Genomic DNA, 22,358 nt, shown 5'->3' on the forward strand with positions numbered 1-22,358 from the left:
TTTATGGTTAAGGCACGTAAAGAGCGCCGTTGGGCCAGGGTTGCAGCCGCGGTTGCACTCTGTTTGCCCTGCTCTTCTTTTGTCACCCCGCTTTACGCGGCTGACGCGGCGCAGATCAAAAACATCCCGGCCTCGCTGCCACCTATGCGCACGCAGTCAGAACTAAACCGCGCATCGCAAACGCAGCCGGTAGCACGCGCGCGTTCTCAGAATGCCGCGCCTGCCACATCCTTGCCTTCTATGCGCACGCAGTCGCAATATGCCAGTACGTCCAAAGCCGTGCCGACTCGGGCCTTCTCCGCGCCGCAACCTGAGCGTTATGCCACCGCACAGCAGGCCGCAGCGCCAATGTCGAAGCCGCAAAGCACGGCGGGTAACAGGGCAGCACTGAAAAAGAATTACGACTTCTTCCCGGCCGTCACCGAATACTATGAGCCCGATCCGGCCTATGCCACAGTTCGTCGCCACAGCGCGTCGGCAAATAGTCGCGCCACCAGCGGCATGGTGCAAGGCAACTTCAACGGCACCAGCACCAGTGATTCGCGGGAGTTTCTTCGCAGCATGGTCGCAAGAGCGCTGGCGTACAGCCCCGAACTTCGTGCAGCCTCCTCTGAGGTTCTGGCCTCGGATTATATGGTGGATCAGGTCAAAGGCCAGCGTTTGCCCCAGGTGCGGCTGGGCGTAACCTCGCCGTTGACGACGATGGGCGGAGATCGGCAGGCTTCTTCCAACAACACGCATTTTAGCGACTCCAGCGGAACCGTATCCGTTAATACCCCGATCATCGACTGGGGCAGGATCGGTAATCAGGTGGATAACTCGCTGGAGACGGCCAAGGCCGCTCGTTATTCAAAAGAGTATTCCCGGGAGCAGCTGGCCTATAACACCGTGTCTGAACTGATGAATATGAGCCGCTATGAGCAAAGCCGAATAGTGGCGAAGCATTACGTTGGTCGGATGAAAGAGCTGGTTAATATGCTGTCGCAAATTACCCAGGCGGACCGCGGCAGAGAGAGCGAACTGGTACAGGCAAAAGCGAAACTGATGTCTGCACAAGCGAGCATGGACAATATCGAACATCAGCTGAGCGCGAGTAAAATTAAGCTGGTGCGCCTGCTTGGCGCAGAGCCATCGCTACCAGACGATCTCAACTGGCAGGATACGATTATTCCGGCATCGGTCGCCATTGCGTCGCTGGATAAGAACCCGATGATGCTGAACCTGCAAGCAAAAGTCCGCGCTGCGGAATATGAAGCGGAGAGCATTAAGGCCGCGGCGCTGCCGCAGGTCAACTGGGTGGTATCTAAAAGCACAGCCAAAGACAGCAACGGCAACGAAAGCGGCTGGTATACCGGCCTTAACGTCGAATGGGAAGCGTTTAGCGGCGGCTCTCAGCGTGCCGCTCAGATGACGGCCCGCGCCAAAGCTAACGTCGCGCAGCAGCAGTATGAGGTGAGTTACCGCGACCTGGAGTATCAAATCAACTATCAGGTGCAGGTCCGTGATTCGTCATTCCTGCGCGCCGATGACTACGATCGTCTCTCAGGCGAAACAGACCGCGTGCGTCAGATGTTCTACCAGCAGTGGTATCACCTGGGCAAACGAACGCTGCTTGACGTTTTGACCGCTGAAAACGACCACTTTAACAACCAGCTCTCCGCCATTAATAATCGCTATGACGGATACATTTCCAACGTAAATGTTATTGCCAGCGCCGCGATGATGCTGTCCTGGATGCGAATAACCTGAATCGTATCGACCTGATAAAAAGCCAGACCGTCAGTAATGACGGTCTGGCTTTTTTATTGCCTCTGACGTCTTACCACAGCGGGTTTTCTTTATCGATCTCCGCCCAGCGCAGATACATATCGCTCGACATCATGAAATCGTTATGCCATTTCCACCACGTATGGAGAGCGTAATAGGCCAGGCAAGGGAGGTAGCTGAGCAGGAAGTACACTTCAAACCATACCTTCCATCCGAGCAGGGTAAGCAGCAATCCGACAATCGCCGACCAGGCAAACTCCACACACAACAGCATCACCAGCCTCAGCCACAGCGGTTTCTCAGACAAAGCCCGCCAGGGGATCGCCGGAGAGAAAAAGAGATCGATCTCGTTAAGGAAAAGGTGCCCCAAAAAGATATATCGCTTCGTGAACCGTAAAAACAGAAGATTGATTGCCAGCACCACCGCACAAAGCACCAGCATGGTAATGATGGACTCGAGGGTGAAGTACCGGCCATAGCGCTCAAATTGCTCACTGTTACGTAAGGGACTTATTGTCAGCAGGTTCATCACGATGGACAGGGTAATGGCGATGGCCAGATACTGGGACAAACGCTTATATTTCCCTTTATCCCTTGTCGATGCGATGACCTGTCGAATGTAGATCGTGCGCATCGCGGCGAACATTCCCCAGATAATCAGCGGGGCAACGATGGTCAGCGTCAGCAGCACGATGTCCGGCTGAGCCAGGGTAAGCATCAGTGCACTAATGCCAGCGAAAACCAGCGTGGCGATAACCATAGCAACGAGAGGATCGTAAACAATCGGAGCCGTCGGCCGGGCCTCTTTCTTGAGAAAAATGGACAAGTCGACATTCTTAACCACGCACTTGTACGCCCAGAACGCCTTGAGGTCGGCAGTGAAGCTATACAGTATCAGCGCAAAAATAGCGCTCGCCAGCCAGACATCCTGTCGGGTAAAGGAGAACCCGGCATTTTTCCAGTAAAAGCCCAGCAGCACAAACGTCACGATATAGATAAAAAGAAGGTTCCTTTTATCCTGAAAGCGAATGAACGTTAAATAATCTGGAATCATATCTCGACCTTTACATCTCTAATGCTTTTCTACAGTGCAGAACGCGTTCGGCATTAAAACCGACGAAATCATTCAGCATTTGGCCAAGATAAGGTTTGTTACTCATCTCCAGGAACAGCGGGCTGCCTGGCTGTTCGATAAACCGCGTCATGGATTCACGCCATTTGACCGTGTGGGTCAGGTGCAGCGAGAGGTTTTCCTTAATGGCCTCCGGAACGATTTCTATTTTGCCCGTCACGTTCATCAGCACGTCGTACGCGGGTGAGGTGAAAGGCTGTCCGGCGAGAAAATCGCGCATCAGCTGTACGCCCTCTTCCATCAAACGCGTGTGCCACGCGCCGCTGACGCCGAGCTTAATCGGCTCATAGCCTTCGTCCACCAGCACCTTAGCGAACTCGCTAAGCGCAGCCGGTGTCCCGCCGATAACTTGCTGACTCGGGGTATTATCACAGCTAATATCCAGCTCAAACCCGTAGCGGGTGATGATGTTGCTCAGGGCGGCAAAATCCGCCCCCTTCAGCGCAATCATCGCGCCCTTCTGCCTTTTGCTGACCGCATCCATGGTGCTGGCGCGAAAATGGAGGGTGCGGAAAAGCGTCTCCAGCGAGATCGCACCCGCAGCGTAAAGCGCACTGTATTCCCCCACGCTGTGGCCACAGGCTCCCGTCACCCGAAGCGCCGGAAAACGCTCGCGGCAAAGGGTATACAGCGATACGTTAATTGCCGTGACGGCCAGCTGTTGCACTGTAGTCTGAATCAGTCTGTTCATCGGCCCCTTTAGGCAGAGTCGGCGCAAATCAAGCCCAGAAATATCGCTGGCACAATCCCAAATCTGTTTCGTCGTTGAATTCAGATCCCAGAGATCGCTACCCATCCCAATCACTGGATTCCCTTGCCCGGAAAACAGCAGCACGACAGGCTGCGATGCGTTATTAAGCGTCATTGTCATTTCCTTATAAATAATACTTAAAGCCAACATAGCCACCGGCGACATCGCCGAAGAAGGCAAACTCAGAATTTGCGCTACCCAGTGCTGAATAGACGCCGGTATAGGCCTCCAGCTGGTCATCAATAAAGGTCAGCGGTGCGCTGAGGTGTAGCCCCGTCAGGGTGCTTTGATCCATCAGGTTGAGGATCAAATAGGGTTGCGCGGCGATCTGATGCGTGAACTGCACGCTGGACCAGGCGTTGAGATAGTGTTTCCCCTGCAGCATGCCTTTATTGCCCGTATTGCTTATCTCGGAGGCCATCAGGTACTTGTAGGAATCAAATGCCCTGTCGAGCGGCGCATAGCCTGTCGCGGTGTTCAAAAAGGTCATCAGGTCACGCTGTTTATTCCACTCAGAGCGCGAATAGCCTTCGCTCTGGTAGTAATATTCCAGTCCAAACACGTTGAAGGTATCGGAGGTGTATTGCGCACCAACGGCCACCTCCACGCCCTGTTTATCCTCTGTTTCATACAGCGAGTCGGGGAATTCATATCGCGCCAGCTCAGCAGTTTTTTCGTCCGACAGATGGCGCCAGCGCTGCTCCGCATGCCACGCCACTTCGGCACTGATGGTGAGCTGCGGGGTGTAGTGGTAACTGTCTGAAAGCGCAACCGAATGCGAATCGCCCATCAGAACGCGCATACCCGGCGTATGGTCACGGAAGGCGTGAGAGGTATAGCCCAGCAGCCATGACTCACTGCTGTTGCCGCGCTGGTTTGCAGACCAGTTTCCGGAGGTCAGATAATATTTATCAATTGAGGCCAGCTTCGGAATCACCGTCAGCGAGAACGACTCATCCCGGTTGTCCATCGACAGCGTTGCCGCCCATGAAGAGGACTGATAAGCCGTACGGAGCTCGGGATCGTAAATCCGCGTTGGTTTTGCTCCGTCGTAATAATGCGGCGTGAGATCGGAAGGCGAGCGCAGGAAGAAGAGCCCTTGCCTGGCCTGGAGTTTGCCAACCTCAAGCTGCAGGCTGTCCGACACGGTATAGGCAAGCTTGAGCCGCTCAATTAGCAGACGCGAGCGGCGATCGTCCTCTTCAAATGCCCCGAGCTTGCGCGGCGTGTACCAGGTCAGCCCATAGACGGAAAAGTCCAGATCAAGCGCATTATCAATCAACGAGCAGCGACTTGAAACATTCACTCCGGCATCGTTATAGATATTGTGTCTGGTATATGGGTTTCGACCATTGATTCGCCAGTCTGAAATCTGTTTTTTAACGGCGGACACCTGCTCATATAACGTCACGGACGTGTTTTTTGCGGCGTCATTACCCGAGAGGCAGTCAGCAAACACGCTTACCGGCAGAGCAGAAAGCACGAGGGTTAATCCGGTCAACGTGCGCTTCATTTCACACCTCGCTGAATAGACTCGCGAGTGAACGCCGATTCAGGTAACGACTCCAGACGGACGTCGCTGTACTCCATGACGGAATAACTGTTACCGTGACGCACCTCTTTCACTGTAATTTTCATCGGCCGCATCTTGCCTAATACCATTTGGAAATCCTGATATAAAACTTCTTTAATTAACTTATTATCCAGAGAGAAATAGGCCGCCTTATACGGACGGTTATCTCCCACGCTTTCGACGTAATACATCACCTTCGGCCAGGTGACCTCCGCAGATTTGCGGACCAGCTCCAGCACGTAACACCGCGCCTCACCGCAGGCAGTTTCTCCCTTAAGCGAGGCGTCGTAGGCATATTCAAAGTTGGTGACAATCACGTCGCCATTGGATATTTGCCCAATCAGCCGCTGCTGGCGTGAGACGGGAACCGGACGGCGCAGTTCAGGGGTGTAGAACCATAGATCGTACCAGTCTGAGAGCAGCACTTTGCCCTTGTCGCGCGGGGGATAAACAAAGCGCGCCAGGGAGCGGGCATCCGCTTTGATTTCCCCCTCTGGTTTCATAAAGCGCATGGAAATATCCAGCACCTGTTTATTTTCGGGCCGTGTGGCGCCCGCTTTAAATTCATGAATAGTGAGGGTGTAGCGAAACGGCTTATTTGGCGAACGGACTTCATCCGCACGGCGAATAATTTCCAGCGCGCGTTCGTCAGCCGCGGCAGAATAAGCCGCTGCTGAAAAGAGGCACGCCCCCATCAGGAGATGAGCAATAACACGAACTTTCATATCGTTTCCTTACGAGAATTTAAATGCATCCGAAATATTGAGACGTGAAGCACGCAGCGCGGGCAGTACTGAAGCTCCCGTCGCGGCCAGGATCGGCAATACCAGGGTTATCCAGTTAAGCGCGGCGCTGTCGGTTTTGATAAATGCCGTGTAGCCCTGCGATTGCCCTGGCGACGGCGGCATCGCGATACCGTAGAGGTTAATCACGGCAGCAATGGCATAACCAATCGCCAGGCTGCCCAACGCGCCGATAATGCCGATGAAAATGCCCTCCAGCAAAAACAGGCGAGTCACGTGTAGCGGCTTCAGGCCAATCGCCCTGAGCGTGGTAATTTCCCGGGTGCGCTCGATAATATTCATCGTCATCGAGTTACCGATCATAAAGATGACAATCAGACCAACGATGAGCTTAATGAAGAAGTAGATCCCTGATAAAAGCCCCTCGACCTGCTGATAAAATATCGAGGCCTCTTTCCAGTCTTTGACGATTAACGGTAATTTGTGGTCGGCAATAAATTGACGCAGTTTCGCCGTGAACGCGGCAGTATCGTCCTCTTTTAACAGGATCAGCACCTTACTCACGCTAGCGGTGCCCATAATACGTTGCGCAGTATCCAGCGGAATTTTCATCGCTACGTCATCGTAATCTTTGATGCCCGATTCAAAGATGCCGCGAAGCTTCATTGACAGCGCGCCCTGTCCGCCCTGCGTGTTGACCACCAGCACGTCCAGCCAGTCGTCATAGTGGGCATTGAGCGTTTTCGCCAGCCCGCTCCCAAGCGTGATTTCATCCGTACGGATGCGGGACAGATCGCTGCCGATGATTAATTTATCAAACGAGCCCAGCTTCAGTGCCGGCAGCGGCTCTACGCCCAGCGCGGAGAAATAGCTGGAGGTTTCGCTCTCATACTGCGAAATAACACCGGTGAACTCCAGCTGGCCGGAGAGCGTCGAGATACTCTCGGCCAGAGTCGGATCGTTGAGGATCGCTTTCTTTAATGCCGGGTAATCTTCGATCAGACTTTTGTTTTTATTGGATGTTTCGAAATAGTTTCTATTATAAATCTGAACATGACCAATGTTAGTACGGATGGTTTGCTCTTTCAGGATCCAAAAGGAGTAATCAATAAAACCGCCGTACAGAAAAATCGACACGCCACCTAACATAATGGCGGCAATCGTTGAAAACGAGCGCCTTTTGTGGCGAAACAGATTTAAGAAAGCAAACTTTACGTCCCGCGAACGAAATAATACACACCAGAGGACAAAAAGCAGGATCAACACAACAACGCTTATCGCGAACACCATTTCCCCGGACATTTATTTCCCTTTCACCAGCGGTAACAGGACTTCTGTCACTTCGTTGATATCCCACTCTGGCGCATTGCCCGATGCCAGAGACGATGCGGTACTGGCATTACGCAGCTCTATTTCAGCCAGTAACGCGTCCGCCTGCTTCTTGCGTTTACAACTCAACAGCGCGCGATAGCGCATTTCGTTAATGTGTTCCACTAAACCGGCATTGAATATGCCAGGGGTTTTCAGCATCTGTTCCGTATCGTTTAACGTCACCACACAGCGTCCGATAGCCGCAGGCAAATACGCATCGACTCGCGCGCGCATGTAGCGCACCAGCGGGTTCTCTGCATAGAGATCGACCGCCTCATCCAGGTAGAAAAAGCCCGTTTTGCCGAACTCAGATGCCCGAATAAAGTCATTGGTTTTAAGGAAATAGTCGGCCTGACGCAGCGTACCGTAGGCATAGAAAACCAGAGACAGAGGATTGTCGTTGGCTTTGTATTCCTTGAAGAGCGACTGCGTCATCTCGGCGAGCATATCTGCCTCCATCGGGAAACCGCTTTTTATGACGTGCTCGGCTACCGGTGCCGGTGCAGCTTTGATGTTTCCGGCATAGGCCAGGCACAGCAGAAACCAGCAGAGAAGGAAAAAATTACGTTTGTGAATCATGAACTAAAACTCCGTCCTTAATTTCAACCACGCGCCGTGCACGCTCTTTAAGCTGGCTGGAGTGCGTGGAAATAATAAAAGTGGTGCGTGTCTCCTGATTAATTTTCAGCAGGAGATCCAGAATGGCTTCCCCGGTGACCAGATCGAGATTTCCGGTCGGTTCATCGGCAATGACAACCTGCGGGTCGTGTGCCAGCGCCCGGGCGATGGCCACGCGCTGCTGCTGCCCGCCCGAAAGCTGGCCCGGTTTACGTTCGGTAAATCCCGCAAGCCCCACGCTCTCAATAAAATGCAGCGCCCGCTCTCTGGCTTCTTTTTTTCCGACATGGCCGTTTAACACCAGCGGGAAAAAGACGTTATCGAATACGCTCAATACGGGTATCAGATTGAAAAACTGAAAAATAAAACCCAGGTGTCTACCGCGGATCGCCGCGAGCTGTTCTTCCGGCAGATGGTTGAGTAATTTTTTCAGAAACATCACCGTTCCCACGGTGGGTTTATCAATTCCCGAGAGGATATTTAACAAGGTACTTTTACCGCTGCCGGACGGGCCGCAAAGCGCCAGAAATTCACCTTTTTCTATTTCCAGATTGATATTTTTCAGGGCATCGACTTTGCCTTCGCCCGAGCCATAACTCTTATAGATATTGTTCAACGATATCATTGGGAGTTCTTTAATTATTCCGCTCATGGAGATGTCGTTATTCCTTGCAATATTCAATGTCGAAATAGCTGTAGCCAAACTGCTTGTCGGGAACGATGGTTCTTAATCGCCCCGAAAAATCAGCATGTTGTTTGAGCCAGGCGAAACTTAACGCTGGAGTCAGGCAGCCGCTGGCACCGTAGAGATCAACCAGATCCAGCGTGTTATTCGCGGGCAGCGCCGAGCGAGACAGCAGGTCTTTGCGCAGGCCCGAAAACGCAATCTGTTCAGGAACCTGGGTGTGCTCGATGGCATCGGCCATGACGTATTGCCCCCCCTTCACCCGAATAGCGCTCTCCTGCTGGCTGAAGATGAAACATCCGGCGCGTTCAACCGTTAAATTCACGTCTTCGGCCTTGTCCCTGCGTTTCTCCCCCCACTTTAGGGAAATATCTTCATCAGAAAACACCAGGATGGGGATCGCCCGGTAAGCCGTACAAATCACCACAAAATCAAAAACATCCCAGCTCAGGTAATCGTTCGCCAGAGCGATGGCCTGCACGAAAGATTGCTTCTCGCTTCGCAGCTTGAACGTAGGTGCGTTAACCGAGAATTTCTTGACCAGGTTTTTCGGCAGCGTATCGATCGTTGATATGTGCAACGCGCTGGAAATATTCTCAAACGGCCCGGATTCGCCCCAGGAATCGACGTAGATAAATGCCGTACGCTGCTTTAATAGCTTCATACGCTCTTTGGTCGGCAGCGCCATCAGCGCGTCATCAGCCGCCTTCTCCATCGCCTCAAGATATTTTTGATAGTGAGGGTTACGGATCATCTCTCCCGGGTAGAGGTCCGGCTGCGTACCAAAACGTTTTAATCCCCATCCATTGGCGTGGGTAGATTTAAGCGCCTTATTAAATAAATGTGCTTCCCAGGCGTTTAACCAGCTGGGTTGATAGAAATAAAATTTATCTTCCGGCTCAACAAGCGAAAATGAGGATAAATACATATGGCTCTCCACGCTCCTTCAAAGGCCCCGGTGAATATCAGACATCACGGCACCAATGATTGAACCATCCACGCCAACGCCGACTTTAAGAAGATGTTTTTTGTGGTGCCCAATAATGCCCTGGTCAATAAGGACATGCTGCGCAACGCTTTCAATAATGGTGTCATTCCCCACCGGGGAAATAAGCTCTTGCTGCGATAACGTATGGTGTCCAATAATTAAATCGACAATTCCTGAACCGGTGGCGGTATAGCCAATCTGGCCTTTGTAGGCGAGAACCGGAATGGTATTTTCCTCAGCGAAGACCGCTATTGCTTTAGCTTCCGCTTTGTCACTGATGGATGAGCCGTTACCGTGCGGCATGATTGCGCACAGTTCTTCCGCACTCAGGTCCGCTTTTTTCATCGCAGCCTGCATCACCTTCAGGATATTGGTGCTGAGCCATGAGCTGTCATTGCTTCTTCCGGCGCTAATCTGCGTGTAGGTGGTTTGCAGCCGCACGCCGGAGCCTGCCTTCCTTGCGCGGCGGTGACGCGCATTTTCGAGCAGAATCGCGCTGTATCCTTCCGCAAAAAGAACACCTTTACTGTTCTCACCGAAAGGCTGAACCAGGTGCGTATCCAGCATCGATTGGGTATCGAGGAACCAGATATCCTGGGTTTTAATTTTTGAGCAATTCACCACCAGCACAATATCAACGCCGCCATGCTCGATGGCCTGACAGCCTAAATGCACCGCCGTCATCGCTGAATTACTGGTGCAGTTCATATTGGGGGGGAGATACTGCAGGTGATATTTACGCGCAATATGTCCTGCAATCTTGTCCTGCGACATATTGTCGACGTGCAGCGTCATTAATGATTTTGAAAGATAAATATCTTCAACATCATTTTTGTTATAAAAATTCTTGAAGGCCATACCATCGACCCGAGGGCCGATGCCGGTTAAATAAACGCGAGCGTTACACCCGCCCAGCCACTGGACATCCAGCCCGGCCTGGGCGAGTGCATCGTCAATCAGACGATAAAGCAGATCTAATGCGCTATCATCCGTATGATCCAGCGTGGCAATATGCTTATTGCCATCGAACCCACACTTAATTGCCTCGTCGTCGGATTTAAACCAGGGCTTTCTTTCAACGCGTTTGCCCAGCTTCAGGTTTTGCATAAGCTGAAGGCTGTCTTCGGCAAACGGCAGGCAGGAACTGAACCCCGAAATAATAGCGGCATTATCCACAATATTATCCTTTAATCACAAACGCGTAGTAGTTGCCGCCTTCCGTCGCGCCCACCAGCAGCACGTGCTTAAGGGCCAATTTCAACGGTTCACGAACGAAGTTAATTCGCTTATCGAAGAACTCAACGGTATGAGGAATAGCGGGAACCGCCTGCTTCTTAATACAGTCAATGATGACCGCCAGGTTAAGCAGCCCGGCAGCAGACGCGACAAAACCAAAGCAGGCGTTATAGTTCACCACAGGCACGTCCGGTTTTGCCTGCGCGAAGGCTTCAGCGATCGCATCGATTTCAATGCGTGAACTTTCATCGCTGCCTTTGCTGGTGCCGCAGACCAGGTCGATCTCCTGCGCCGTCATGCCGGCATCCTTCAGCGCGCGGGCGATGGCCAGCGCCATAGAGGCAGATTTCTCGCCCTGCTGTGAGGCGTCAAAATAGCTATTGCTACAGGATTTGCCGTAACCAACCACTTCTGCCAGCACCTCGGCGCCACGCTCCGCCGCGCGCTGCGGATCTTCCAGCAGCAGCATGCACGCACCTTCGCCTGGGATATAACCCTTCGGATCGTTACCGTAGATGTGATAATCCCGCGCGTCAGAGGTCATATGGAGCTTCCGGGTGACCGCATCCATGTAGAGAGACATTGAGGGGAAATACTCGTCCGCACCGCCCACCAGCACCTGCGGCTGCAGATCCTGACGCACAATTTCGTAGCCGTAGGTTAATGCGCCGAGTGCCGCGTTTTCCCCGGTCGCCAGCGTGGTGGTATAGCCCTTGATCCCTTCGGAAATGCCGCAGAACGTTGGGATAGAGTTCATCAGCGAGCCCGGGAATTCAGAGGTTCTGACCTTGCGCGGATCGGGCTTCAGGCTTTGCAGATATTTGTAGGTGGTTTCCTGCGGGCCGCTGGACATTCCCATCACCATACCCAGCGCATCGCCATCACGTTTAATTTTACGCTTCGCCTGCTCCAGCGCTTCGGACAACGCGATTAGCGCAAACGTACCGCCACGGGTGGCTTTTCGCGGATCGAAGCGACGCAGATGTTTACGCGGCTCAAGGCCGGTGACCTGGAAGGTTTTGAAGTGCTCGTTCGCTTCCGGACGGGTTGCCGTGAGATCGCTAAACGCTTCACCGAACAGGTCCTCAAACTGACGGGTCGTTTCGAGAACATCCAGCAGCTCTTTCGCTTCTTCCAGCGTGTCTTCCGGGAAGGTGACGCCCCCCAGCTCTACGCTTTGGCTTTGCTTCCAGACGTTGTCGAGGATCTCGTTAACGGTGTGGCCAATCGCGGAGACGGCACCGAGACCGGAGATCGCGACGCGCTTTTCGTCGTAGACGCTGACCGGAACGGAACACGGATCCATGCTGATAATCATGCTGCAGTTATTACCGCCGAACGCATAATTGTTCTTCATGAAGAGGTTGATTTTCCGATCGCGGAAGTCGTTCGGCACGTAGTCCAGATCGCAGTTAGGACGCGCGTTATTGAAGTTCAGCGTCGGCAGCACGCGGTTATCCGGTAGCGTAACCAGGCAGGCGATCAGTTCGACGATCCCCGCCGCACCGATGTTGTGGCCGAAGTAAGACTTGGTAGAGCTAACCAGCAGCTTTTCGTTGTTAGCGAACACCTTTTTCATCGCCAGCGTTTCGATGCGGTCGTTCGCTTCAGTGCCGGTACCGTGGGCGTTGACGTACTCAATCTGCTCTGGGGTGACGCCCGCGTTTTCCATCGCCTTATGCATTACCTGCACAGCGCCGCTGGCGCGCGGATCCGGTCCGGTTTCATGGAACGCATCGCAGGAGGTGGCATAGGAGAGAATTTCACCGTAAATGGTGGCACCGCGCGCAACGGCGTGCTCATATTCTTCCAGCACCACGGCACCCGCGCCTTCGCCAATCGACATGCCGGAGTTGCCGGAAAACGGCGTGCAGGCTTCGGGATGCATCACGTTGAGGGCGTAAAACCCAGCGAAGGTTGGCAGGTAGATTGGCTCTGTCCCAACGGCCAGCATCGTTTTGCTTTTGCCGTTCTGGATATAGTCAAACGCCATCCCGACCGCATTCGGGCTGGCCGTACAGGCGGTCGCCACCAGCTCAACCCCGCCCTGCAGCCCGAGCAGCGTAGAAACGCTGGAACAGCAGGAAGAGAAACCGCCTGAGAATAAGGCTTTACGCAGGGAGAAATCTTCCATACGTTGTTCGAACAGCGGTAAGAACGCCTCGGTGCCGGCGGAAGAAACGCCCACAATCAGGCCGGTGTCTTTCAGGTGAGCCTTATTTTCGGCCAAGCCCGCCTGGTTCAGCGCATCTTTTCCGACCTTGTAGGCCCAGAGTGCAGCATTATCCAGAGATGCAATCACATCATCAGGCAATTCTGAATAATCAATATCATGCAAAACTTCAGCCGCTCTGGCGTTTTCAAACCATTTTGAAAAACGCACGCTGTCGGTCACGCCATTTTTTTTATTTAATAATGCGTCTCTGAAATCCTGCAGGTTATCCGCCAGCGAGGAGAGGATCCCAATCCCGGTAATAACAACGCGTTTCCGGTTTGTCTTCATAACTATGTACCACCGTGTACAGACAAGTAACAGCATGAGAGGAGCCGTGGCATTAATTAATCCACGACTCTCCCTCACTGTTTCAGTGAATAATTAACTACAGCGCGCTTTTTGCTTTAGATGCATCAACAAAGCTGTTCTCGGTCGGATTAACCAGCATGCTCAGGTTATAGATGAAAGGCATCCCTTTGGTTTTCGCGGCGACGTTTTCAGAAGCGGTTTGAATATCAAAGCCGCTAATATCAGACCAGGCAAATTCATTCTCAATCAGTGCCAGCGCAATAACGCACTGCAGGGCTGGAGAGAAAATAGCCTTCGCCACTTTACCGACTTCCTGACCGTCAACCAGTACGCTGTCGCCTGAGGCAATACCCGCACATTCCCCTTCGACAATCATGCCGATTACCTTGCGAGAGCCTTCGCTATGGGACAACGCTTCCGCTGCCTCTTTACCCACAAAGCCTTCTTTGTCGTACTGTACGGCCCACTGCATCTGGAGCTCTACCGGGTTGAGGCGGTAGCCAGCCCACAGCGCCTCGTCCCAGCCAGGGTTTTCGATACGCACGATTTTCTGGTAGTCCAGACCGCCGGTCTTCAGCTGATATTTATCCCCCCGCTCCAGCAGCTGCTGCCACTGCTCCAGCAGCTGTTCCTGCTGGCCCACAACCATATAGGCGAACTCGCCGTGCTTGCCGCAGCGGAATACCATCAGCTCGTCGTCGGTATTCATATACTCATAGTAAGGCAGGCCGATAACGTCGAAACCGTGGATCTCAGACATCAGTTCCCAGGAGTATGGCCCTTCAACCATGATGGCCCCCCAGTTCTGCTCGCGCATATCAGCAATGTCCGGGGTTTCCTGAATATCCAGTTCGTCCGCTTTTACCAGAAGGGCATTCAGGCCAGCGATAATTTCCGCTGCCGGAATGTTTTCAGACATGATGTAGTAGCCGTCTGAAGCGCAAAGGACATACACGTCACCGCGCACGGTACCGTCTTCATTCAGTACCAGAGAGTAAATCCCCTGCTCGTCACGGATAATAGAAACGTCCGCAGAGACATAGTAATTCACCAGAGCCCAGGCATCATCGCCCATCACGCTGACGATGGACATGTGGGAATAGTCCACCAGCAGAGCATTTTCACGCACGGCTTTATATTCCACCATCGGGTCGTGGTAGGCAGAAGGCACGTTGGCATTGTTATAAATGCCCATTTTCGCATTGTTTTTCAAATGAAAATCATAAAGAGACGTCATAACGGGATCCTGTTATTCGCAATGGTGAATTACGCTTTTTTCTTCTGGATGATAAATGTCGCCAGATTGTTGATACTTCTCATATAAGAAGGATCGTCGCTTTCGCTGACTTTAATATCGAAAACTTTATCCAGCATGACCACGATTTCCGTTGCATCAACGGAATCCAGTTTTAAGCCATTACCAAACAGGGCAGTATCATCATCAATTTGAGATTCATCGCGCTGAATATTCAAACGCTGAATAATCTCAGTTTTAATTGTTATCAGCACATCCTTGCGCTGGTCAATTTCGTTTTTCATTGTAGACATGGTATTAACTCTCTCAGGGGTTTACTTACTTTCGCGGTAATTAATAATTGTGCCGTGGCTGATTAATCGCTTTCCGACGTTTGCCGTCACGGAGTAGTGCTTAAAGCCATGAGCATCAGAAAATGCCAGCTTGCTGGTGACTTCAATCGAGTCGCCAGGGTAGGCAATATCCTTAAATTTTAAATTCTGGGCAGCCAGTACGCCGCGCACCTGCGCGCGGCGGGTGCGGATGATCTCCCGCATTTCATCACGCTGAATGAGCGCATGGATATCGCGTAACGATTTGAGTTCGCCACCATACGTCTCGCCGTAGATGTCGCAGATATCGGTGAGGAACGAGAGGTATTCGCTGGCCTGCCCAAAGATTTCAGAAATAATCACCCCGGGCATGATCGGATCGTCCGGGAAGTGCCCGAGCAGATAAGGTTCGTTATAGGTGATGTGCTTCGTCACCTTCACAAAGCCATTTTCGCCGTATTTGAAGTCATCAATTCTGTCGACCATCAGCAGCGGCTGACGCCAGCCGCCCATTTCCAGAAAGATCTTCGAGGGGATAACGTATTTAGACATAACTCACCGCATCACCAGGCCGCCATCGATAACGACGGTTTGGCCCACAATGTAACTGGACGCTGTCGATCCTAAGTAAACGACGGTGTTCGCCACCTCGTCGCATTTACCCAGCCGGCGCAATGGAATAGACGCGGTAACGCCGCGCACTACCGTGCGGGAAACTTTTTTGACCATTTTGGATTCAATCATTCCCGGCGCAATGGCGTTAACGCGCACGCCGTACGGCGCCAGCTCGGCTGCCAGCGTACGGGTAAATCCGAGGATCGCCCCTTTTGAGGCACTGTAGTTCGCCTGCCCGACGCTTGGGATAATGGCCGCAATGGACGCCACGTTGATGATGGCCGGGCTTTCCGCCGAACGCAGCAGCATTAGTGCCTCTTTGGTCAGGCGGAAAATACTGAACAGGTTGGTGTCTACTACCTGACTAAAATCATCAAAGCTCATCGAGGCGAAGAGGCTGTCTTTGACAATGCCGGCATTGTTGACCAGCACGTCCAGCTTTCCGGCAGCTTGCGTCAGATGAGCACAGAGCGCAGAAACGCTCTGCGGATCGGCAAGATCGCACTGAATAATCGACAGCTTGTTCCCGGCAGGATGCGTCTCTTTCAGCTCCGTTAACTGCACGGCATTCGATTTGTACAGCGCATACACATCGCAGTCCTGATCGAGAAACTTCGCACAGATCGCCAGACCAATATCACCGCTGGCTCCGGTAACCAGAACCGTCTTTGCCTTCAGATCGTTATATTGATACATAATATTCACAAATAATTAGGTTAATAAAGTATGACAACGGCAGTCGCATAATTCTGACAATGCGAAATACTGAGCGAGGCATTCTTGAGCTGCTTGTCGTCAAGCATCTCTTTGACTCGCCCGGAAAAAATGAAATGGGGGCAGCCCAGTTCGTCATGGCTAATTTCAATATCTTTAAACGTAATCCCGTCGCGATATCCACAACCAAGCGCTTTAACCATCGCCTCTTTTGCCGCCCAGAAGCCCGAGGCGCGTTCATAGTTCGGATCTTCCCGGTTAATTTTTATATTTTCCTGCTGGGTAAAGACGCGCTGTAAAAAATCATTTTGCCAGTTTGTTATCGCCCGCTTTATTCGCGAAACCTCCACGATGTCCGTGCCGATACGCATGTGTCATGCTTCCCTGTTCAGAGCTGATAAGAAATATTCAGATTAAAATTAAATTTGTTCACGTCCATGCTGCCGGGGAATTTTATCGGCATTGAGATGGACGAATCATATGCCAGGCTCTTCACGTTCCCCTGAATACCGAGCGTGCTGCCGATGATAATTTCCTGGCCATACTGGCTGTCTCGTCTTATGTGACCCGCGTCAACGCCTAAATAATAATTAGCGTCAATTCCACGCACCGGATGATAAAACGTATTTTGCAGAAAGTATCCGCTGTTTCCGGTAAGGCCAACGCTGTTTTCAAACCCGCGCACGCTCCAGCGATCGCCTATCGTCATCTGATCCTGAAGCGTCAGCTCACGCGGTGCGTATTGCGCCACAAAAAAGGCGCTATATACGCTGCTGCCGAGCTGGCGGGTGTAGTTGCTTTCAACGTTCACCAGCTGGCTAACGGGACTGACGTCGCCGTAGACCATATCGGGCGTATGTTCTGCCCCGAACCAGGTTAAAAAACGCTGCCAGGAGAGTGAGGAGTCCCAGTGAGCATTCACTAACTGTTGCTTATAGTTAACGCCAACCTTAACGTTATCCATATCACGCTTCTGTAAGACCAGCGCTTCGCCATCAACGGTATAGCCTGATTTCCGGCGTATCAGCTCTGCACTGCCGCTCACCTTACGGGTTTTATCCCGATACAGCGTGCGCGATGCTTTGACGTTTGCGTAATCGCTTTTACCCGCATAGTCTACGCTGGTGTAGAAAAGCGGTATGGTCTGACGCGACCTGCTGGTGCTGTAGAACAGAGAATAGTTCCAGTAGCCTACCGGCAGCGCGTAGTAACCACTCACACTTTCATAGCGGCCGTTTGTGCTTTTTGTTCCCGCCAGATAAAACAGGTCACTGAACCGGGCGATGTTATACAGGTAGCCCACCGCAGAGGTCAGGTATTGCCCCGTCTCTTTAACCCCCCAGTTGTTATAGCTCGCGCGCACGCTCCAGTTTTTCACGCGGTTGGTGCGGATGTGAATCGTGCTATAGCCCTGCCTTGTACCCGGTTCGATGTTGATTTTGACGTCAACGCCCGGCTCCTGCTGGAGGTTTTCCAGCCCTTGCTCGATATCGCGAATATTCAGGATGTCTTCTTTCGCAAAAGGCAGCATCCACGGATTAATGTCGCTACTGTCGATAATAATCTTTTCAATTTTCCCTGCGCTCACGTCAAGCTTCAGCGTGCCGGACGAAATGTTTTGCGTTGGGATCGTAATTCGGGTCGTGATGTAACCCGCATCAATATAAAAGTCCTGCAGCGCCGCGGCAATTTTTACCACGCCAATACTGCCTACACAGCGGCCCAGGATCTCTTTTTTAATGGCCCTGTCGGTCTTACGCTGTAGAAAATCATTTTTAAGAACGAGCGACGTAATCGTAAAGCAGTTCTCTTCTTGCGGTAAATCATTCAGCCTGAATACTTTACGCTCGGTGCTGGAATAAACGTCCTGCCGATAAACCTTTTGCTCTTTGAAAGTATTCAGATCGGCATTTTGCTGCTGTTTGATAAGATTGTTTATGCCATCTTCAGCGAAGGCGTGAAAACTCAACAGCAACAATAGCGGTAAAAATTTAAATCGCGATTCCATTAACTTTCTCAGAAAAAAAGGCAGCAGGGTCTCGTTCTGACTTTGCGCTATCAGGCGATAGCTGCTGCCTTTTGTTACACCTTATAAATTACAGACCTACAACGTCGCCGGTATTAGTGACTTTATTTGCATTAAGTTCCATACCAGACAGACCGCCGAACACGGCGCTGCTACCGCTGTTAGTCAAGTTGTTGACGGTGATACCGGCAACACCATAACTCACCATATTCAGGTAGTTATAAATATTGCCTGCCGTTTTCACCAGCAGGGTATAATCGCTCACGATATTACCGCGGTTGTTAATGTCGGTACCGGCATTAATCGCGATATTCTGCGCGAGGATATTGCTGTTGGCGTTATTGGTGACATGACGCTGAGTATCAATTTTTGCGCTGGTGACGCCTACGATGTCTTTATAGTTCTCAACACCGTTTGCGGCATTAATTGCCAATGCATTACCTGAAGAGATGGCATTGCGGTTAGTCAGTGCACCTTTCAGGACGTTGAAGTTCAGATCGCCTTTACCGCTGATCCAGCCATAGTTGGTGACGTTGTTATCAACGGTCAGATTCAGAGTCTTATCTGACGCGATAACGCCGGTCGCGGTGTTGTTCTCCATGCTGCCGTCGCTGTAGTTATTCAGCGTACCTGCGGTGACGTCAAGGTTGCCCGCACTCCAGGTGGTTGCATAGTTGTTATAGAACGTTCCCGCTGCTTTGATGACGGCATCCGCGCCGCTCACCAGCATTGCACGCGTATTATCCAGCGTCCCATTAGACAGTACGCTCAGCGCACCTTCATCCGCGATGATGCTGCTGTTGTTGTTGTAGACGTTCTGACCGGAAAGCGACGCGCCTTGACGACCAATCATGCCGCCAACATCGCCCGTCACACCGAAGGTTTCGCCGTGATTACGAACAAAGTTGTTACCGTCACGGTTTTCAATATTCCCTGCCGCAGTAACAGAGAGCTTCTTATCAGCTACGATCATGGCGGTGTTGTTGTACACGGTGCCTTTTGCATCGACGGTAACGTTCTTACCAGCAATCAAACCGTTATTGTTGTCAACGGTGTTGGCAGCCAGTTTGATGTCACCAGTCTGAGAAAGGACAGAGCCACGGTTGCTGTCGAAATTACCCGTCAGAGCCAGATCGATATTGCCGTAGGCGGCAACCTGACCGTAATCGTTGTTCAGTCGGTTGGCTTTCAGGGCAATGTCGCTACCGGACAGGATCTGACCGTAGTAGTTATCAACCGTACCACCAGCAGTAATGGTCACGTCGCCAGCCTCAGCGCTGATTTCACCGCGGCTGTTGTTAACATTCCCTGCGGCAGTCAGCGTTAAATCACCGACCGCTTTGATTTTGCGCGAGTTGTTATCAATGGTATTGGCACTTAAGGTCGCATCGCCATAGCTGATCATATTCAGATCGTTATAGATATTGCCTTTCGCGCTCATTGCCAGGCTGCTGTCAGCAACGATATTCCCACGGTTATTGATGTCATAGCCCGCGGAGATCGTAACCTTATCGCCAACCATGTTGCTGTTGGAGCTGTTGGTCACGCCACGCTGGCTGTTCACCACCAGATGCTCGCCAGCAGCGATATCTTTCAGGTTGTCGATACCGGTCAGCGCGGAAACCGTCAGTGATTTCTCGGCAGAAACGGTATTACGGTTAGTGAAAGAGCCGTTCAGAATGTTGACGATGGCATCACCCAGACTGCTGATCCAGCCGTAGTTGGTCAGGCTGCCCTTCACGTTCATGGTCAGGTTTTTATCAGCCGCAATAACGCCCGTTGCATCGTTATCTTCGAGCGCGCCATCGCTGTAGTTGCTCAGGCTGTTGGCGTCGATCGCCATATTACCCATGCTGTAGATGGTCGAGTAGTTGTTGTTCAACGTACCGCCAGCTTTGATGGTTGCATCTCCACCGCTCACCAGTAACGCGCGGCTGTTGTCGATGGTACCTTTCGCCAGAATTGTGAGCGGACCGTCCTCCGAAACGATACGGCTTTGGCTGTTGTAGATGTAGTTGCCAGACAGCGAAACGCCCTGCTTGCCGACCATTCCACCATTTTGCTGCGGCATACCGAAGTAGGTACCGAAGGCAGTGCCGAAATCATCAGCGTAGCGGTTTTCAATATTGTCGCCGGCCGTTACGGACAGAACCTTATTGGCTACAATAAATGCCGTGTTGTTGTTCACACCAGCGTTGGTATTAATGGAGACGTTCTGTCCCATAATGAAGCCACCGCGGTTGTTCAGGGCATTCGACGCCAGGGCAACATCACCTTCTTCAGAGCTGAAGACGCCGATGTAGTTGGTGATATTGCCGCCAACCGCCGCGCTCACGCCGGTACGGCCTGCAACACCGCCGTTGTCGTTACGCAGGGAGGCCGCTTTAGCAATCACTTTGCTGTTGGAGTTAAGCTTGCCAGAGTAGTTATCAATAGCGCCGGCGCTTTCCAGGGAGATATCGCCATTCGACGCCATCTGCCCACCGTTGTTGTTGATGCTGTTCGCTGCAATCTGCACGCCCTTCTCGGCAATAATGCCTAAAGAGTCATCGCTGGCGGTATCTGCCGTTTTGGTTGAACCGTTATTAACGGTACCTTTGGCTGCAATCTTGGTGAAACCACCGGCAGAACGGAGCATGCCGCGGTTGTTATCAACGTTACCGCCGCTGACGACGTTCACATCGCCCAGAGAGTCAACCATACCGCTGTTGTTATTTACCGAAGCAGACTCAAGGCCAACGTATCCGCCGAGGATCTGACCGTTGCTGTTATTCAGGGTGCCGGTTTTTAACGCAACAATTCCTGCTTCAATCCCTACAGCAACACCTTTTCCATAGTTGGTTAAGGTATTGTTATTGGTATCTACCGCCAGCATGCCTGCAGCCGCAATCTTTCCGTTGGTATTGTCGATAGCACCGCTATTTACATAGAGGTCTGCCATGGTCGAAATATTGCCCGAACGGCTGTTGTTGAGGCTATTTTTATTGGTGTCCAGCGCAATGGTACCGACGGAAGTAATATCCCCGGTGGTGTTGTTCAGTGCACCCTTGGTTTTAATATTGATCTGACCAGAGGATTCAATGCGCGCATTGTTGTTCAGCAGCTGACCGTTAGCGTCAATATTTACGCCGCCGATGCCGCCAGCAATAACGCCCTGGTTACGCACGCCCACACCGCTCTCGGTGCTGATGAGGTTAATTTTATTGGCATACATACCGCCCAGAGCAGCAACGTCAATGCTGTTAGCATTGCGCGTTCCGGCGGCCGTTACCGAACCGGTCACCTGGCCTGCTGCATCAACGTAGTTATTGCCGGCAACAACGTTCAGCTCGTTGGCGGTGACTTTACCGTTCACCACAACGTTGCGGGACAGAATTTCGGTCGGGCTGGAGTTGTTCAGTTTACCCAGCGTAATGGTTCCACCATTCACAGAATAACCGGCTAACGCATCGTTCTGAATATCTGGCGTACCGGTAGTCAGGGTCAGCTTACTGGTGTTAATAGAACCACCGCCGTTAACGGTAATTCCGTTCGGGTTGGCAATGATTAAATCGGCTTTATCACCCGCAACTTCCATCATGCCGTTAATTGCAGAGGCATTTTTAGAAGTGACTTCGTTCAGAATAACTTTTGCTGCACCGGAGGTCAGGTTGCTGTTCCCCTGAATCTGGCCCGCCAGGGTTGTATTCGCACCCCCAACGCTGTTATTAAAGATAAGACCGTTCTTATCTACGTTTAGCTTGTCATACACATTATGTGAAAGCCCCTTATCGTTGGCTTTATTAATGTTGATAACAGGCACGTTGCCGACAGAAGAAACGACACCGTTCTTCATGCTGATCTCTGCAGTGTGCGCAACAAACGGCAGAGCGAGCAGAACTGAAGCGGCAACAGGGTGCCACTTCAGTTCTAATTGAAAGACATTATTCTTATTACTTTTCATTATTACCTACTCTTTATTACGGAATCATTACATTCTCTAGGAATTATAATTTCGCCACTCTAAATAAAATCTTCACTTCCTATGATCATTGACCTCCTGGGGTTCC

General features: G+C 51.8%; 18 protein-coding genes. 1 reads left to right on the plus strand and 17 read right to left on the minus strand.

The window, feature by feature from the left end:
• Positions 1-3 precede the first annotated feature (3 nt).
• Positions 4-1,749: a TolC family protein gene (locus AM329_RS12755; protein WP_032608598.1), complete on the plus strand. Its 1,746-nt coding sequence runs from the start codon at positions 4-6 to the stop codon at positions 1,747-1,749.
• Between the two features lie 70 nt (positions 1,750-1,819).
• Here AM329_RS12755 and AM329_RS12760 read toward each other — a convergent pair whose 3' ends face one another.
• The 17 genes from AM329_RS12760 to AM329_RS12840 all read right to left on the minus strand — a co-directional run bounded on the left by AM329_RS12760 (position 1,820) and on the right by AM329_RS12840 (position 22,252).
• Entirely contained in the window at positions 1,820-2,821 is a 1,002-nt protein-coding gene (locus AM329_RS12760) for a hypothetical protein (RefSeq protein ID WP_023324195.1), read from the minus strand.
• 10 nt (positions 2,822-2,831) lie between these two features.
• Complete coding sequence (locus tag AM329_RS12765; RefSeq protein ID WP_032608597.1) at positions 2,832-3,764, minus strand: ACP S-malonyltransferase; 933 nt, start codon at positions 3,762-3,764, stop codon at positions 2,832-2,834.
• A gap of 10 nt (positions 3,765-3,774) precedes the next feature.
• Positions 3,775-5,163, minus strand: a complete 1,389-nt coding sequence (locus tag AM329_RS12770) for a hypothetical protein (protein WP_032608596.1) — start codon at positions 5,161-5,163, stop codon at positions 3,775-3,777.
• A complete protein-coding gene (locus tag AM329_RS12775; protein WP_032610179.1) occupies positions 5,160-5,918 on the minus strand; it encodes an outer membrane lipoprotein-sorting protein in 759 nt (252 codons plus the stop codon). Before AM329_RS12775 ends, AM329_RS12770 begins: the two co-directional genes overlap by 4 nt.
• A 39-nt stretch (positions 5,919-5,957) precedes the next feature.
• A complete protein-coding gene (locus AM329_RS12780; protein WP_032608594.1) occupies positions 5,958-7,268 on the minus strand; it encodes an ABC transporter permease in 1,311 nt (436 codons plus the stop codon).
• Positions 7,269-7,916: a hypothetical protein gene (locus AM329_RS12785; RefSeq protein WP_023315460.1), complete on the minus strand. Its 648-nt coding sequence runs from the start codon at positions 7,914-7,916 to the stop codon at positions 7,269-7,271.
• On the minus strand, positions 7,900-8,607 hold the full coding sequence (locus AM329_RS12790; RefSeq protein WP_023315459.1) for an ABC transporter ATP-binding protein: 708 nt from the start codon (positions 8,605-8,607) through the stop codon (positions 7,900-7,902). The genes AM329_RS12785 and AM329_RS12790 overlap by 17 nt, the downstream gene beginning before the upstream one ends.
• Before the next feature lie 10 nt (positions 8,608-8,617).
• Positions 8,618-9,568 carry a hypothetical protein gene (locus tag AM329_RS12795; RefSeq protein WP_023324192.1) on the minus strand — a complete coding sequence of 317 codons (951 nt, stop codon included), beginning with the start codon at positions 9,566-9,568 and terminating at the stop codon, positions 8,618-8,620.
• A gap of 18 nt (positions 9,569-9,586) precedes the next feature.
• Positions 9,587-10,804 (minus strand): beta-ketoacyl synthase, encoded by a 1,218-nt coding sequence (locus tag AM329_RS12800; RefSeq protein ID WP_023315457.1) that lies wholly within the window; start codon positions 10,802-10,804, stop codon positions 9,587-9,589.
• 4 nt (positions 10,805-10,808) lie between these two features.
• Positions 10,809-13,367, minus strand: a complete 2,559-nt coding sequence (locus AM329_RS12805; RefSeq protein ID WP_044596276.1) for a beta-ketoacyl-[acyl-carrier-protein] synthase family protein — start codon at positions 13,365-13,367, stop codon at positions 10,809-10,811.
• Positions 13,368-13,464: 97 nt separating this feature from the next.
• Positions 13,465-14,625, minus strand: coding sequence for an aminomethyltransferase family protein (locus AM329_RS12810; protein ID WP_032608593.1), 1,161 nt, complete (start codon positions 14,623-14,625; stop codon positions 13,465-13,467).
• Positions 14,626-14,654: 29 nt separating this feature from the next.
• Complete coding sequence (locus tag AM329_RS12815) at positions 14,655-14,936, minus strand: acyl carrier protein (protein ID WP_023315454.1); 282 nt, start codon at positions 14,934-14,936, stop codon at positions 14,655-14,657.
• A gap of 21 nt (positions 14,937-14,957) precedes the next feature.
• On the minus strand, positions 14,958-15,506 hold the full coding sequence (locus AM329_RS12820; protein ID WP_023315453.1) for a 3-hydroxyacyl-ACP dehydratase FabZ family protein: 549 nt from the start codon (positions 15,504-15,506) through the stop codon (positions 14,958-14,960).
• Between the two features lie 3 nt (positions 15,507-15,509).
• Complete coding sequence (locus AM329_RS12825; protein WP_032608591.1) at positions 15,510-16,265, minus strand: SDR family NAD(P)-dependent oxidoreductase; 756 nt, start codon at positions 16,263-16,265, stop codon at positions 15,510-15,512.
• Between the two features lie 20 nt (positions 16,266-16,285).
• Positions 16,286-16,654, minus strand: a complete 369-nt coding sequence (gene acpS / locus AM329_RS12830) for a holo-ACP synthase (protein WP_023315451.1) — start codon at positions 16,652-16,654, stop codon at positions 16,286-16,288.
• A gap of 17 nt (positions 16,655-16,671) precedes the next feature.
• Positions 16,672-18,291: a ShlB/FhaC/HecB family hemolysin secretion/activation protein gene (locus AM329_RS12835; RefSeq protein WP_032608589.1), complete on the minus strand. Its 1,620-nt coding sequence runs from the start codon at positions 18,289-18,291 to the stop codon at positions 16,672-16,674.
• 88 nt (positions 18,292-18,379) lie between these two features.
• Positions 18,380-22,252, minus strand: coding sequence for a filamentous hemagglutinin N-terminal domain-containing protein (locus AM329_RS12840; RefSeq protein WP_023315449.1), 3,873 nt, complete (start codon positions 22,250-22,252; stop codon positions 18,380-18,382).
• Positions 22,253-22,358: the final 106 nt, after the last annotated feature.

It is taken from the genome of Enterobacter cloacae complex sp. AR_0002 (assembly GCF_001922365.1).
GTDB lineage: Bacteria > Pseudomonadota > Gammaproteobacteria > Enterobacterales > Enterobacteriaceae > Enterobacter > Enterobacter hormaechei_C.

Coding starts and splice junctions, on each gene's coding strand:
- AM329_RS12825 (WP_032608591.1), bottom strand. CDS start 16,265: ATGTATCAATATAACGATCTGAAGGCAAAGACGGTTCTGGTTACCGGA.
- AM329_RS12755 (WP_032608598.1), top strand. CDS start 4: ATGGTTAAGGCACGTAAAGAGCGCCGTTGGGCCAGGGTTGCAGCCGCG.
- AM329_RS12785 (WP_023315460.1), bottom strand. CDS start 7,916: ATGATTCACAAACGTAATTTTTTCCTTCTCTGCTGGTTTCTGCTGTGC.
- AM329_RS12790 (WP_023315459.1), bottom strand. CDS start 8,607: ATGAGCGGAATAATTAAAGAACTCCCAATGATATCGTTGAACAATATC.
- AM329_RS12840 (WP_023315449.1), bottom strand. CDS start 22,252: ATGAAAAGTAATAAGAATAATGTCTTTCAATTAGAACTGAAGTGGCAC.
- AM329_RS12815 (WP_023315454.1), bottom strand. CDS start 14,936: ATGTCTACAATGAAAAACGAAATTGACCAGCGCAAGGATGTGCTGATA.
- AM329_RS12820 (WP_023315453.1), bottom strand. CDS start 15,506: ATGTCTAAATACGTTATCCCCTCGAAGATCTTTCTGGAAATGGGCGGC.
- AM329_RS12835 (WP_032608589.1), bottom strand. CDS start 18,291: ATGGAATCGCGATTTAAATTTTTACCGCTATTGTTGCTGTTGAGTTTT.
- AM329_RS12810 (WP_032608593.1), bottom strand. CDS start 14,625: ATGACGTCTCTTTATGATTTTCATTTGAAAAACAATGCGAAAATGGGC.
- AM329_RS12780 (WP_032608594.1), bottom strand. CDS start 7,268: ATGTCCGGGGAAATGGTGTTCGCGATAAGCGTTGTTGTGTTGATCCTG.
- AM329_RS12760 (WP_023324195.1), bottom strand. CDS start 2,821: ATGATTCCAGATTATTTAACGTTCATTCGCTTTCAGGATAAAAGGAAC.
- AM329_RS12770 (WP_032608596.1), bottom strand. CDS start 5,163: ATGAAGCGCACGTTGACCGGATTAACCCTCGTGCTTTCTGCTCTGCCG.
- acpS (WP_023315451.1), bottom strand. CDS start 16,654: ATGCGTATCGGCACGGACATCGTGGAGGTTTCGCGAATAAAGCGGGCG.
- AM329_RS12805 (WP_044596276.1), bottom strand. CDS start 13,367: ATGAAGACAAACCGGAAACGCGTTGTTATTACCGGGATTGGGATCCTC.
- AM329_RS12795 (WP_023324192.1), bottom strand. CDS start 9,568: ATGTATTTATCCTCATTTTCGCTTGTTGAGCCGGAAGATAAATTTTAT.
- AM329_RS12775 (WP_032610179.1), bottom strand. CDS start 5,918: ATGGGGGCGTGCCTCTTTTCAGCAGCGGCTTATTCTGCCGCGGCTGAC.
- AM329_RS12765 (WP_032608597.1), bottom strand. CDS start 3,764: ATGACGCTTAATAACGCATCGCAGCCTGTCGTGCTGCTGTTTTCCGGG.